A 14,426-nucleotide genomic window follows, 5' to 3' on the forward strand; every position below is an offset into this window, starting at 1 on the left:
GCCCAGCAGCGCAGCGCAGGCGACAGCGGCGATCCGAGGGCGGCATGACCGAAAATGAAGGCGGCTTCGCCGCCGCTGTCCTTCCCGATGAGCCCCGGGCGAGGCTACGGGGCCGCCCCTCCGGCCTCAAGGGCGCTATGCGTCGCTGCGCGACGGGCCTACGGCCCGCCCTTGACCCCGGAGCCTCTCCGGCCCCTCACCGCGCAGCGGCACGGGGCAGGAGCAAAGCCCCTGCCCGCCCAAACGCCCGGCGCTCACAACCACGTCCCACCCAAACAAAGTCTCTACGGTTCGAGGGGATTGCCAGAAAGGCATCCACCTCTGATCGAGGATGAACGTGATTCGGAAAGACACCGGAGTGCGCTGTCCCGCTTCGGCTGCCCATGAGAAAGCATGAGAACCATGAGCGTAGTTCGTGCCGAACTGGCACCAAAGTTCTACTTCGGTGACGACGCGGTGTTGTTGGCCATGGACACCGCCGGGGTGAACACCGTACTCGCAGCGCCGGTTCAAGCTGAGCGCCAGGGGTCGTCGCAAATGGCCCACGATGGGAAGACCCACGAATTCCTGATCGATCCCGGCGCGGCCGACATCGAGCTGCACGACGACAAGGTCTTGTGGCGGCTTGACGATGCCAAGGCGATAGAAATCGTCGAGTTGTTGGCGGCGATGATTCATAGCACCACCGGTGCGGGTCATTGTTATGTCGATATTTCCGCACCCACGGAGACGCTTGTCCTCTCACGGAACGAGTACGTGTAGCTGAAATGTCGGCCAACCAATCGCAACGTTCACAGTCGAAGTCAGGCGTCGATCACCACACGATTGCCTTTCGCCCGCGAGACGCAGACCAGCATTTCGTCCTCACCCTCCGCGGCGCGCCCGCGGTGATCGACGTTCCCGGCCAGCACCTTGACCTTGCAGGTCCCGCAGAACCCTTGCTGGCACGAATACGCGGTCGCCGGCTCGTGGTCGAGCATGACGCCCAGCGCCGACCGGTTCGCCGGCACGGCGAGCACCCGCTGCGATCGCGCCAGTTCCAGTTCGAAGGGAGCACCGTCGACCACCGGCGGCGGACCGAACCGCTCATAGTGCAGCGGGGCGTCGGCGTGTTGGTCGCGCGCTGCCCGTACCGACTCCAGCATTCCGGTCGGCCCGCACACGTACACCGCCGTCGTCGACCCGGCGTCGGCAAGCAGATCCTCGGCGGTGGGGAAGCGGCCGCGCTCGTCGTCGGCCCAGACGGTGACCCGATCCGGTGCCACCGCCAGCACCTCGTCCAACAACGGCATGTAGTCTCGGCTGCGGCCGGCATACACTGCGCGCCAATCGATTCCGTGCTGATGGGCCAGCCGGATCATCGGCAGGATCGGTGTCACCCCGATGCCGCCGATCACGAACACCACGTCGTGCTCGTCGGTGACGAGATAGAACGCGTTGCGGGGGCCTTCGAATGTCAGCGTGTCGCCCTCGCGGAAGGCGTCATGCATCTCTATCGAACCGCCGCCGCCGTCGGCGATCCGGCGCACGGCGATGCGATAGTCGGTGCGCCGTCCCGGCGGACCGCACAGCGAGTACTGCCGGCGCCGCCCCGAAGGCAGCCGGACATCGATGTGCGCGCCCGGCGTCCAGGACGGCAGCAGTCCGCCTTCCGGGTCGGCCATTGTCAAGGCGACCACGTCCGGGGTGAGCAGCTCGCGTTTGGTGACCACCGCGGCGGTGGTCCGCTGCACCGGCACTATCCGCGACGGCGCCCACCGCGACGCCGACGCGAAGCCGCCGAAGAGAGCGCCCACCCCGCACAATGCGGTCAACATCCGGTCGCGGCTGCGCCGGCCGTACAGGTCGGCGGGTCTGCTGCTCCAAATAGTCGGCGCCACAGGGTAATCCCTACGTCTGTCGAATGTCGAAGCGGGCGAACAGCCGAACCAGCGACGGACTGATGCGGCGCAGCGTATACCCGAGCCGCGACTCGGCCGCGACGGGCAGCACCGCCGGGCCGGTCCGGACGGCTCGGACAATCGCCTTGGCGGTGGCCTCCGGGGTGTAGTTACGCCGCCGGTACGCGGCGTCGGCCTTCTCGCGAGCGCGCTCCTGCTGCTCGGCCGTCATCCCCGCATAGACGGTGCTCTTGGCGATGTTGGTGTTGACGAAGCCCGGGCACACCGCCGTGACGGTGATGCCCTCGTCGGCGAAGTCGGCGCGCATCGATTCGCTCAACGCCAGCACCGCCGCCTTCGAGGTGCCGTAGGCGACCATCGATTTTGACGGCACATACGCCGCCGCCGACGCCACGTTGATGATCGTGCCGCCTTGGCCGCGCTCCACCATCTGGGCGCCGAACGCTCGGCTGCCGTTGATGACGCCGCGAACATTGACGCCGATGATGGTGTCCCAGTGCTCCGACGTGGTCTCCAGGAACCGGCCGGCCATCCCGATGCCGGCGTTGTTGACCAGGATGTCGACCACGCCGTGCTTGTTGCGCACTTGTGCGGCAAGGTCATTCACGGCCGCTTCGTCGCTGACATCGACCTGATGGACCGCGGCCTCGGCGCCGGCTGCCCGCACGGCCTCCGCGGTGTCGTTGGCCCCGGCAAGGTCTCGGTCGACGATCACGACGGCACGCGCACCCTGACGGGCCAGCTCGACTGCGGTGGCCCGGCCGATCCCGGCGCCCGCCCCGGTGACCAGCGCGAGTGTGCCTCGCACAGCGCGCGGTCGGGTGGACTCACCCGCCGGAGCCGCCCCTTCGGTGACCATGTCGACCCACTCGCCGGCGAGCCGCGCGATGACGTCGGGACGCGAGGTAACCACCCAGTGCCCGCCCTCGATCGGGACGACCCTGCCCTCGGCCGGAATGGACCCGGTGAACCGCTGCAGGGCCGGCGTCACGAAATAGTCCTGACGCGCCACCAGCACCTGCACCGGGACGCCGGCCGGCGGCAGCTGCGCCGGCGGCGCCAGAAACGGTGCGGGCATGTTGGCGCGGTAGAGGTTGAGCCCGTTGAGGTAGTCGTCGAGCGATCGGGGCGACGCGCCACGCCGGCTGCGGGTGCTTGATCTCCCGATACGCTCTACGGCCTCAAACACTTTCACTTGCAACCGCGACCGGATCGCGATCTCCGGCGCAACCGGGCACAGGAAGAACCAGATGTAGGAGGAGGCCAGGATCTGCCTGACGGCGGCCACGGTGCGCGGCGTGCGCGGTGAGCGCAGAAACCGGCCCGCATAGTTCAGGTGTGGCCCGGCGATCGAGGTGAACGAGGCGATCTTGCCCAGCACGGTGTCGTCGGTGACCGCCGTCCAGCCTTGGATCGAGCCCCAGTCGTGCCCGATCAGGTGGACCTGGTCAACGCCGAGGCCGTCGATCACCGCGCCGACGTCGGAAACCAATTGGGGGAGTTGATATCCCGACCGGCCAGCCGGTCGTCCGGATTCGCCGGTCCCGCGCACGTCGTAGGCCACGACGTTGTATTTGCCGGGGTAGCGCTGACCGAGTTCCGCCGCGACACCGTCCCACACATGGTGGTTATCCGGGTAGCCGTGGATGGCCAGGATGGTCGGGCACCGCGGATCGATCTCGGTGTAGGCATGCACGGCCAGCGCGACGCCGTCCGATGCGGTCACAGTGGTGCGAATCATGGCTCCTCGATGCTCAGTGCGCCGCTCGGGCAGCGGGTGATCGGGCTAAGTACTCGACCGCGCGTCCCACCCCGCCCAGCTGGGACGGGTGGAAGCTCGGCGTGTAGTAGGCGCCGATGACTCGCAGGAACTGAAAAGGCCCCGGCACCAGACCCCGCCGCGCCGCATCGAAGTAATCTCGCCAGCGCGGCCTGGTCCCCGGCGACAGGTGCGGGTCGACCGAGTACATGAACCGCACGCCGCGCACGAACAACCACAGCATCGCCGGCGTGACCAACAGCTGGGTACGCACCTGCCGCCAGTACCCGGCCCGCAGATGCTTCATGGTGTCAAAGGCAACCGCCTTGTGCTCGACCTCCTCCGCGCCGTGCCAGCGCAGCAGATCCAGCATCACCGGATCGGTGCCGAGGGCATCGTGCTGCGGGGTGTCGAGAATCCATTCACCCAGGATGGCGGTGTAGTGCTCGATGGCCGCCACGATCGAAACCTGTTCCAGCAACCAGCTCTGCCGTCGTCGCAGGCTCCAGCGGGGCCGGTCACCGATCAGCTTGCCGAACAGCCAGCGCAGCTGGTCGGTGAACGGTGTCACGTCAATACCCCGGGCGGCGAAGTGCTCGAGCACGCCGGAATGCGCCTGGGAATGCAGGGCCTCCTGGCTGATGAATCCCTGTACATCAAGCCGCAGTTGGTCGTCCCTGATCAGCGGCAACGCCTTCTTGAACGCGTCGACGATGAACTCTTCGCCCGCCGGTAGCAGCAGGTGCAGCACATTGCAGAAGTGGGTGGTGAAGGGTTCGTTGGGCACGTAGTAGAACGGCAGCTTCGCCCAATCGAACTCGACGTCGCGCGCCTGAAGGACGATTCGCTCGTGATCCAGTGACGCGTCATGCGGGCCGGCTGCCTGGTCATCGACAGTGAACATGGTGATCCCCCTGGGCGGCTGCGGCGTGCCAACGAGTGCTCGATGTTGTCGGGCTTGCCATCCTGGTACTCAAATTATCCGCACCGCAACGGAATCGGCGTGTGACTAGGCACTGCATTGCGCCTCGCCCTCAGCCTCGGTGATCAGCTGCTCGCGCCGCAGGAACTCGACCAGCGCATCAACCGTGTCGGCCAGGGCCGGTTCGCGCAACCCGACCTTGGCCAGCGTGCGGGCTTGCCGGTACCGCGTGTTGTCGTAGCGCTTGTCGCGCATCGCCTCGATCTTGCCGGCGGAGCGGGTCAGGAAATCGACCAGCGGGTACAGCGGGTCGCGCGGCGTGCACCGGCGGTTCAACTGCTCGGCGAACGACGAGATGTCGTGGTAGGCAAAGCGGTAACCGTAGCGTTCGGATAACAGCCGGGTGATGTCGGTGAGGTTGTAGTAGTCATCCGCCGTCAGGTTGAAGACATGGCCGGTCTCGGCCGGCAGGTCCATCAGCGCGACGATGTGATCGGCGACCAGGTCGGCCGGCAGCAGGCTGACCTGGTTGTGCGCGTCGACGGCCAGGCCGTGCTCGATCATGAACGCGGTGAGGCGCACCAAGATGTCGTCTCGGCTGCCGAAGCCCGCGCTGGTGGGCGAAATGAGCGACGGCCGGTAGATCCGCACGTCGAGTCCTTGCCGCTGCGCGGCCAGCGTCAGCTGCTCGGCGACCCACTTGGTCTGCGAGTAGCCGAAATCCAGCCCGGCCATCTCCTCGTTCCCATACGACTCGCCGACCACCGGCATGGTGCTCCAGCCGTAGATGAAGGTGCTGGAGACCAGATGGAAGCTCTTGCGGTGTGTGGTCAGCGCCAGCCGCAGCAGCTCCCAGGTGCCGATCACGTTGGCCGGACGCAGTGCGTCGTAGGTTCGGACATAGTTGACCAGGGCGCCGTTGTGGACGATGCCGTCCACGGTGTCGGCCAGTCGCCGGAACCCCGCCTCACCGATTCCCAGGTGAGGCTCGGCCAGGTCGCCGCAGATCACCCGAACCCGCGCCAGGACTTCGGCCTCCAGGGCCGGCGACCATAGCTGAGCCCGGCGTAGCGAGGCGATGATCCGATCGTGACCGTGTGCCGTATCGGTGGCGCGGACCAGCGCGTGGATGGTGTAGGACGTCCGCCGGAGCAGGCTGGCGAGCAGGAACGGTCCCAGGAACCCGGTCGCGCCGGTCAACAGGATTTCGCTGGGTGCGCCCGATCGCGCCGGCGGGAGCGCCGGCAGCGGCAGCCGCGCGTCGACGCGCATCTGCATGGCCTCGTATGCCTCGTACTCGGCGGCAATCCGGTCGAGCGCGTGGCGCAGGGCGTGGATCGGCTGGCCCGACCCATCGCCGAACTGCCACACCAGCCGGAAGAACTCGGCGACGGTCAGGCGCTGCAGCAGGCGGGTGTTGACCTCCTCGGTCAGCTCTGCCGCGCCATGCTCGTCCAGCAGCGACTGCAGGTCCGCGCGCAGTTCGGCCAGGGCCAGTGAGTCGATGCCGAGATCGGCGAAGGAGCAGTCCTCCTGGCCGGTCAGGTCGTAGCTCTCCATGAGATGACGGAAGCGTTCCAGCGGACCCGCGGTGACGCCCAGCTCCTGGTGGGTCCGGCGGGTGTGGCTCGCCAGCACGGGCAGTTTGCCGTCGAGCCATAGTCGCCGCGTCTGCGCGCGCCTGATCTTGCCCGAGGTGGTCTTGGGAATGCTGCGCGGCGGCGCGAACACGATGGTGTGCGGATCGACGTGGCAGTGGCGGCGGATCGACCGCGCTAGTGCCTTCGGGTCCGGGAGGCAGTGCTGGTCACGCACCTCGGCGACCACGACCAGCGCTTCCTGCTCCTCCTGCTCGACCGAGAAGGCCGCGACGCAGCCGTTGCGAACCTGCGCGGCCGACCGCTCCACCACGGCCTCGATGTCGGAGGGGTAGCAGTTGACGCCGCGGACGATGATCAGGTCCTTGCTGCGGCCGCAGACGAACAGCTCGCCCTCGTAGAGGAAACCGAGATCGCCGGTCCGGAGATAGGTACGCTCCGCATCGCCGGTGATACGGGCTGTGAAGGTCTCCGCGGTGAGTTCGGGACGATGCCAGTAGCCGCCGCCCTTGGACGGTCCGTCCAGCCACACCTCGCCGATTCGGCCCTCGCCCAGGGCCTGCCTCGAGTGGGGATCGACGATGCGGACCACGTTTCCGGCAACGGGCTTGCCGCAGCTCACGACCCGGGCCTGGTTGTTGTTCTCCGGCAGCGCCTTTTCGACCCGGGCAAGATTCTGCCCCAGCGCCCGCTTGTTCAAAGCCAGCGTCTGGCGCCCCCGGATGGACACGATCAGGGTGTTTTCGGCCAATCCGTAAGCGCCGGCCAGCGCGTCGGGCCGCAGACCGTAGCGCGCGAAGCGCTGTCGGAAACGAGCAAATGTGTTGGCGCGCAACGGCTCTGCACCGACGAGCAGGCTGTCCAGGCTGCTCAGGTCGATCCCGGTCAGCTCGTCGGTGGGCAGCTTGTCTTCACGCAGGCAGTACTCCAGCGCGAAGTTCGGCGCCGGGCTGTGGGTGGCGCGCACCTGGCTGATCAGCCGGAGCCAGGCCGACGGCCGTTGCAGGAAATCAGCCGGCGACATCGCATGCGTGGTCCCACCGAGCAGCAATATGAACAGGTAAGCGGAGATCAGGCCCATGTCATGGTGCTGCGGGAGCCAGCTGACGGCCACTTCGCCGCCGGCGAAGGCCGAGCCGTTGGCGATGACGTTGGCGTGGCTGACGATCACACCCTTGGGATCGCTGGTGGAGCCGGAGGTGTACTGCAGGAAGAGCACCGGACCGGGCGTGTCCGCCGCGGGGGCGCCGCCGAACTCCCGGGTGCCGTCCGTTGCGAACCACGGTAGCTCCGGAGGCCGCGCGGCGTCGGGCCACGGCAGCCCGCCTTGTCGGTGCCCAAGCAGCAGGCGGTAGTCGTACTCGAGCTGTCTGGTCGACAGCACCGCCTTGGCCTGGCAGTCCCGGGCGATGAAGCTGAGCTTGGCCAGGCCCGCTTCGAACGCCATGGGCAAAGGCGGGCTGACCGGTACGGCGATCACGCCGATACGAGCGCAGGCGAAGAATGCCGCCACCATCTCCAGCCCTGGCGGGTAAACCAGCAGCGCCCGGTCTCCCGGCCGCAGCCCGGTCTCTGCAAGCAAGTAGGCGGCCAGCTCGCGGGTCCGTTCGGCGAAGCTTTGATAGGTGTAGTGCTCGAGCTCGCGGCCTTCGGCATCCACGAACCGGTAGAGCGTCTGGTCCGGCTTGCGTGCTTCCCACATCCGCAGGTAGTCGAAAAGCGTCTCCATGGTAGGAGCCATTCCCCCTTTCCGAGCCGGTCTTCGACCGGATCGACGGAACCACGTCATTCACCAATCGGTAATGCCAAGCATAACGCGGCGGGCCGATAACAGCAAAAGACTTCAGTGCCCTTTATGCCGGTTTGCACTAACCTCACCGGCGCGTGCCGATTAATAGGCATTGGTGCACATAACCGATGTTCGGATGAGGCTTGACTTCCGGCCCGACAAGCACATAACACAGCATCGCCAAAGCATTTCCGTACTTACGTCTCTCAGTATCTCAGTAGCACTAATTGCAGCATTCAAGCAGGTAAATCAGCAAGGTCCGAAGATACTGACATACGGAGATCCGTATTACCGTATTTCATGACTGGCGCCATAGAGTCTGCCGCAACAAGCTCGTTCTCAATCGATGTTACTGCTTGGCATCCCGAGTTAATTTATAAACTGAAATCGGCTCCGTAAGTGCCCGGCATTCTGTTGTTATCGGCCATTTCAGCAACGGCTATCAGTGCCACTGGCTATCAATGCCACCTGCGAAAAACGAGTCACTCGGTGGTGGACGGGCGTCTCGGTGTTGGGCACTCCCGTCGTCGGCCGGTGCCGACGGGCGCGCCGGCAGCATCGGGCTAGCCGTGCCGATGGCGCCGGCCCGAGTCGGCGACATCCGCGCACGTCGCCGTCCGCCGCCGGGCCGCGCTCGCGGCTTCCGCCGGACCCCTTATGCGCGCCTCACGACGTGACATCTGCAGCAACGTCATCACCGGCGACCGGCTGGGACCTCTCGTCTGCCGGGAGCGACCAGATGCGGTACCCCGCGGGCCTGCGCATCCCCGCTCGCGACCGGCCCCCCAATCCGCACCGCCGTGATAGTGCAGCAACTCCTCATCTACGGATATACTGCAACGGAAGTACTGACATACTGATATGGCTTGCCGAGGGGGGCACCACGATGAGCAGCGCCGACCGCATCAACGCCGACGCCGAACGCTTCCGGGCGTACACCGCAGACGCACCATTCGCCTCGTCGGTCGCGGCGGCGCCGACCGAACCCGTCACAATCGGCCGGACACGCGCCGCGCGCACCCGGCGAACGGTCGACCTCTCCCCAGCCCAGCACCGAGCCCTCGATATCTGGCAGCGAGAAGCCGCCGACCGCCTCGGTCTCGCCCGCGTCACCGGACAAGAGGTTCTGGTCGCCCTCGTCGACCAACTATTGAGCGACCCCAAACTGTCCTCCCAGATCACCCGCACCATCCGCTCCAGGCGCTGACGTCACCACCGAGGCAGCTGACGCGCAGGCGCTACTCGCGTCACCCGGACGCGTGGCCCGGCGCTGGCCACAATCCTGACGACGCCGACGAAACGTTCGCCGTCGATGATCGGCGACAACGGCTCGTCCTCGGCCTCGATAACCATTTCTTCGCCGTTGACATCGCGTACCCGATCACCGCGGATGCTGCCGTAGGTGAGCCCCGCGGGAAGTTGCGCGACGATCCTGGAGGGCCTGGTGTCCCCGGCCTGGAAATGCAGCGCACCGGGTGCGGCGGCCTTCGGGAAGAGCCGGAACGGACCGCCGATACGCAGGTCGATCGCGCCGGCGTGCAGCAGCCGGTGGGTTCGCGTCGGGACCTCCTCGCCGTCGATGACCACGCGGGCGTGGGTCGGAGCGAACAGGTGGGCCGCCCAGTTGGGTCTGTTCATGCGGCCCGGGGCAACCTTGGAGGTCACGTAGTCACCGAACGTGCGGGCGATCACCCGCGCGACGGCCGCGCGGCCATGATCGGGGTTGGCATAGTACTTGTCGTAGAACCGGTTGCCGACCCCTCCGGCGGCCAGCCCGAAGCAAAGGCGATGGAATGGCGCGCCGTCGGCGGTCTCGCCGTCGAGTTGCAAAGTGTCCAGGCACACCTCGGGCGGCGGCTGATCCGACTCGGCGGCCGCCGCCAGAGCACGGACGATGGCATCGGCCCGCCCGCGTATCCCCGCCTTGCGCGCGACGGCGTTGACACTGCCGCCGTTGGTGGGCACAAATGCCGGCCAGCGTTCCGGATCGGCCACGCACTGCCGCGTTTCGTTGACCAACCAGTGCAGGGCGCCGTCGCCGCCGTCGCCCACGAGGTGGGTAACCCGGGGATAAAGCTGCTGCACGGTCGTGCGGAGTTCGTCGACGGACGCGGTTTCGTGCACCTCGCCCCACCGGCCGACGATGCCGCGCAGCTCGGCGGCGCGATCACCCGGCGCAGCGAGGTTCTTGCGTGCTTTCGGGTTGACGATGACGCCCAGGTACATCTGCGGGTCACCCGCCCGGCGCACGTCTGGCCGACCCGCGGCCGTTGCGGGGCAGGGCCGGCCAGGCGGATACATCGCGTCCCAATTGGATACTCCTCGGCGAAAGGACCGCGCGTGGGATTACACGGACCATTCGGGACGATACCCAGCTTCACGGGTTTTGAATCCTGCCGTCGTCGCCGCCGGTAGGCGCCGGGCAACGCTGGCCCTCGGGGTCGGCGGTGTCCCGGGCGTGACGAAGCACCGTCGGGGACTCGGCCAAGGGGTCTCGCTTTACCATGTCATCGGAGTCGAACGCGTGAGGTTTGCCAACGCGAAGAACCGAGAAGAACTAGGCACTTGACGGGGTGGGACAACGGATGCCTGATAGGTCTGGCGGGGTGCCGCCGCGCGCCGCTGCGGTCATTGCGGAACGCCGCGAAAAGCTCACCGGGGCCGGCTGATGAGGCCCCGCACTCCAGCGTCTGCCGTGCCTGAGTGGACCGCGGCAGAGCTGCCGTCGTTCGCCGGATGCACCGTCATCGTCACCGGCGCCAACAGCGGGCTGGGTGAGGTGACCGCCCGCGAGCTGGCCCGGGTCGGTGCCCACGTCATCCTGGCGGTACGCAACACCGAGAAAGGCGAAGCCGCCGCCCGGCAAATGGCCAAATCCGGGGACTGTCGCATCGAGGTGCGTCGGCTCGACCTGCAGGACCTGTCCTCGGTGCGGGACTTCGCCGACGGCATCGGCGAAGTCGATGTCCTGGTCAACAACGCCGGCATCATGGCCGCGCAATACAGGCTGACCGCCGACGGATTCGAGGGCCATATGGCCACCAATCACCTCGGTCATTTCGCGCTGACCAACCTGCTGCTGCCCAAGCTCACCGACCGGGTGGTGACGGTGTCCTCGCTGCTGCACAACATCGGCTACATCAGCCTCAGGGACCTGAACTGGCAGTCGCGGCCGTATTCGGCGTGGCTGGCCTACGGCCAGTCCAAGCTGGCCAACCTGCTGTTCACCAGCGAGCTGCAGCGGCGTCTGGATGCCGTCGGCTCCTCGCTGCGCGCGCTGGCCGCCCATCCGGGCTGGTCGCACACGAACCTGCAGGGCAACTCCGGCCGCAAAGTGGTGGACGCGGCGGTCTTGGCCGTAGACCGGATGGTGTCTACTGACGCCGACTTCGGTGCCCGCCAGACGTTGTATGCGGTGTCGCAGGATCTTGCCGGCAACACGTTCGTCGGCCCGCGATTCGGCCTATATGGCCGCACCCAGCCGACCTGGCGCAACTGGTCGGCCAGGCGCGCTGCCACCGCCGTCGCACTCTGGGAGCTGTCCGAACAGCTGACCGGTGCCAAGTTCCCGTTTTGAGGCGAACGGTGCGCGAGTGTGCAAGCCGGCGAGGCGTTTTCGGCGCCGGGACGGCTGAGAACTCGGCGCACGGTCGACTCGATGCAAACGAAACGTGAATAGTGGGTATACGTGCGGCCGCGGGCCGGATGTCGGCGAGGAGGTCGCCCCATGTCGAATACCGATATCGCGGGGTTTCTCGCGTTGTGCGCCGCTCTGGCAGCCGCGATCGGCAGTGTGATCCGGCAGCGGTCCGCCCAGGAGATCACCGACCAACCCGTCGGCTACCTGGCGCTGTTCGGCATGTTGTTGCGCGACACCCGCTGGTGGCTGGGCGGTCTGGGCGACATCGCCAGTTACTGTCTGCTCGCCGCGGCCCTCGACAAGGGCTCGGTGATGTTGGTGACGGCGCTGCAGGTGACGGTGCTGCTGTTCGCGCTGCCCCTCTATGCACGGTTGGCCCATCATCGGATAACCCGGCGGGAGTGGCTGTCAGCGGTGTTGCTGGCTGCGGCGTTGGCGACACTCATCACGGCTGGGGATCCCACCGCCGGCCACTCCCGGGGCTCGCTACAAGCCTGGATCGAGGTGGCCGCGGTGCTGGTCCCGGCCTTGGGATTGTGTGTGCTGGGCGCCCGGATCTTGGCGGATCGTCCCGCTGCGGCGGTGCTGCTGGCGGTGGTGTCGGGTTCGTCGTTGGCGCTGTTCGCGGTGCTCACCAAGGGCATCGTTGACGTGCTCGAACACGGTACGGACAACCTGTTGCGCACGCCCGAGTTGTACGGCTGGGTGCTGGCCGCGCTGGGCGGGATGATCTTCCAGCAGTCGGCGTTTCGCGCCGGCGCCCTGACCGCTTCATTGCCGACGCTGACGGTGGCCAAACCGGTGGTGGCCTCGGTGCTCGGGGTCACCGTGCTCGGCGAGACGTTGGAGGCCGACGGCCCGGAGTGGCTGTTGCTGGTGGCCTCGGCGGTGATGGTGATCATCGCGACGGTCGCCTTGGCGCGCGGTGAGGCCGCTACCATGGCGGCCGGCGCGGGACGTGACGTGACGATCGCCGACCGGCCCACGGCGCCGTCGCAACCCTTGAGCGGTTGACGCGTTACCGCCGGCTATATCCCGGCCGCGACCGTCGACGCCCACACAGGTAACGGGACAGTCAATTAACCGCCGAATTGAACGATATTGGTGCTAAGTTGACGTCGCCGATCGGTGATCTGGACACAACGCTCCACCACAGGAATGGTTCCGCACTGGTTAGGCTTTGACCCGCCTCTACTGGGCCGTGAGGAGAACGAGTGAGTGTTAATCCGTTCGACGACGACAACGGTAGCTTCTTCGTCCTGGTCAACGACGAGGAGCAACACAGCCTGTGGCCGGTGTTCGCCGATATTCCGGCCGGTTGGCGGGTCGTTTACGGTGAGGCCACCCGGGCCGAATGTCTGGACTATGTCGAACAGAACTGGACCGATATCAGGCCGAAGAGTCTTCGCGAGAGGCTAGCGCAGCGGCGGACTTCCGATTCGTAAGCCCTCCCGGTGGAGTCCGGATGAAGCGTGATCGGCGGCTGCGGTATGTCGGGTTTGCCGATGGGCGGGCCAAGATCCGCGCGGACGGCATCGAGTTCGGTGAGGTCCAGGCGGCGCTAGCCGAGCCGGCGGGGGTAGATCAGGCGGTGGTGATCACCCGCGAGGACCGTCCCGGCGACCGGCGTCGGTGGGTTATGTCACCGAGTGGGTCACCGGCGTGGTCGATCCCGCCGCAGCGCGGGCGGCATTGGCGGAGCGGCTGCCGGCCTACCCGGTACCCGCCGCCGTGATGGTGTTGGGGCGGTTGCCCTTGACACTCGATGGCGAACTCGACACCGGCGCCCTGCCCGCGCCGGAATGCCAGGACGACGATCGCTACCGCGCGATCGAGCAGGTGCTGACAGGCATCTATGCCCGCTTGCTCGGTGTGGAGCGCGTCGGGGTCGACGAGTCGTTTTTCGACATCGGCGGCGATTCGCTGTCGGCGATGCGAGCCATCGCCGCGGTCAACGCGGCCCTGGGCACCGATCTCAAGGTGGACACTCTTTTCAACGCGCCGACGGTTGCCCAGTTGGCATCTCGCGTTGGCAACTCGGGACGACTACGGCCGCTGCGAGCAGTTGAACGACCTGCCGCGGTGCCGCTGTCGTTTGCACAACGCCGGCTGTGGGTTCATCCACCAGTTGCAGGGGCCCTCACCGGTCTACAACAGGGCGGTCGCATTGCGGCTGCGCGGGCTGCTTGATACCGACGCGCTGAATGCGGCGGTGGCCGATGTGGTGGGCCACCACGAAAGCCTGCGCACGGTGTTTTCGGCGGTCGACGGGATACCCCAGCAGCTAGTCCTGTCCGCCGAAAAGCCGACTTCGGTTGGCAGGTCATCGATGCCGCCGAATGGCCGGCCTCCCGGCTGGGTGAAGCCATCGCGGATTCGCCGCTTGAGCTCACTAACGAGATCCCTTCGCGGGCCAGGCTTTTCATGGTAACCGATCGGGAGCACGTGCTGGTGATCACGGTGCACCACATGCCGGGGACGGCTGGTCGATCGGTGTGCTGGCCTCTGACGTGGGGGTGGCCTACATGAGCCGATGCGCCGGTCGCCCCTCGGGCTGGGCTGAATTGCCGGTGCAGTACTCCGATTACACGTTGTGGCAGCGGGACAATCTCGGCGATCTGGCCGATCGCGACAGTCCCCTGGCCGCGCAGGTGAGGTATTGGGAAGATGCCCTGGCCGGGATGCCGGGGTGGTTTGCGTCTGACTTCGCGATAGAGATCGGCGTGTCGATCAGACGGCATCCGACGGGTTCTCCCAGCTTTTACGGAGGATCTGATCATGTCCGAAGCAAACTCTGGTGGCGGCCGGTCTGCCCGC

The 14,426-nt window shown here is 66.8% G+C and carries 10 protein-coding genes and 1 pseudogene; 6 read left to right on the forward strand and 5 right to left on the reverse strand.

Annotated elements, in window-relative coordinates:
* Positions 1-402: 402 nt before the first annotated feature.
* Positions 403-762 carry a hypothetical protein gene (locus EET03_RS06060; RefSeq protein WP_075541109.1) on the forward strand — a complete coding sequence of 120 codons (360 nt, stop codon included), beginning with the start codon at positions 403-405 and terminating at the stop codon, positions 760-762.
* A gap of 41 nt (positions 763-803) precedes the next feature.
* Here EET03_RS06060 and EET03_RS06065 read toward each other — a convergent pair whose 3' ends face one another.
* The 4 genes from EET03_RS06065 to EET03_RS06080 form a co-directional block, all read right to left on the reverse strand.
* Entirely contained in the window at positions 804-1,880 is a 1,077-nt protein-coding gene (locus tag EET03_RS06065) for a PDR/VanB family oxidoreductase (protein WP_099194018.1), read from the reverse strand.
* Between the two features lie 10 nt (positions 1,881-1,890).
* Positions 1,891-3,642 carry an SDR family oxidoreductase gene (locus tag EET03_RS06070; protein ID WP_075541107.1) on the reverse strand — a complete coding sequence of 584 codons (1,752 nt, stop codon included), beginning with the start codon at positions 3,640-3,642 and terminating at the stop codon, positions 1,891-1,893.
* Positions 3,643-3,655: 13 nt separating this feature from the next.
* On the reverse strand, positions 3,656-4,564 hold the full coding sequence (locus EET03_RS06075; RefSeq protein ID WP_063468958.1) for a metal-dependent hydrolase: 909 nt from the start codon (positions 4,562-4,564) through the stop codon (positions 3,656-3,658).
* A 105-nt stretch (positions 4,565-4,669) separates the two neighbouring features.
* Positions 4,670-7,909, reverse strand: coding sequence for a fatty acyl-AMP ligase (locus EET03_RS06080; protein ID WP_075541106.1), 3,240 nt, complete (start codon positions 7,907-7,909; stop codon positions 4,670-4,672).
* A gap of 946 nt (positions 7,910-8,855) precedes the next feature.
* Between EET03_RS06080 and EET03_RS06085 the strand changes: the two genes are divergently transcribed.
* On the forward strand, positions 8,856-9,176 hold the full coding sequence (locus EET03_RS06085) for a hypothetical protein (protein WP_244232257.1): 321 nt from the start codon (positions 8,856-8,858) through the stop codon (positions 9,174-9,176).
* Between the two features lie 2 nt (positions 9,177-9,178).
* Here EET03_RS06085 and EET03_RS06090 read toward each other — a convergent pair whose 3' ends face one another.
* The gene (locus EET03_RS06090; protein WP_075541105.1) at positions 9,179-10,195 is read right to left on the reverse strand and encodes a diacylglycerol kinase family protein; all 1,017 of its coding nucleotides are present in this window, start codon (positions 10,193-10,195) and stop codon (positions 9,179-9,181) included.
* A 469-nt stretch (positions 10,196-10,664) separates the two neighbouring features.
* On the opposite strand from EET03_RS06090, the gene EET03_RS06095 reads away from it, so the two are divergent.
* From EET03_RS06095 to EET03_RS31220, 4 genes and pseudogenes are all read left to right on the forward strand, one after another.
* Entirely contained in the window at positions 10,665-11,546 is an 882-nt protein-coding gene (locus EET03_RS06095; RefSeq protein ID WP_075541104.1) for an oxidoreductase, read from the forward strand.
* A gap of 150 nt (positions 11,547-11,696) precedes the next feature.
* Complete coding sequence (locus EET03_RS06100) at positions 11,697-12,623, forward strand: DMT family transporter (protein WP_075541103.1); 927 nt, start codon at positions 11,697-11,699, stop codon at positions 12,621-12,623.
* Positions 12,624-12,823: 200 nt separating this feature from the next.
* A complete protein-coding gene (locus EET03_RS06105) occupies positions 12,824-13,054 on the forward strand; it encodes an MbtH family protein (RefSeq protein ID WP_036404234.1) in 231 nt (76 codons plus the stop codon).
* 14 nt (positions 13,055-13,068) lie between these two features.
* Positions 13,069-14,296 (forward strand): annotated as a pseudogene (locus EET03_RS31220) (condensation domain-containing protein); the annotation flags it as partial.
* Positions 14,297-14,426: the final 130 nt, after the last annotated feature.

This window comes from Mycobacterium innocens (assembly GCF_900566055.1).
Classification (GTDB): Bacteria; Actinomycetota; Actinomycetes; order Mycobacteriales; family Mycobacteriaceae; genus Mycobacterium; species Mycobacterium innocens.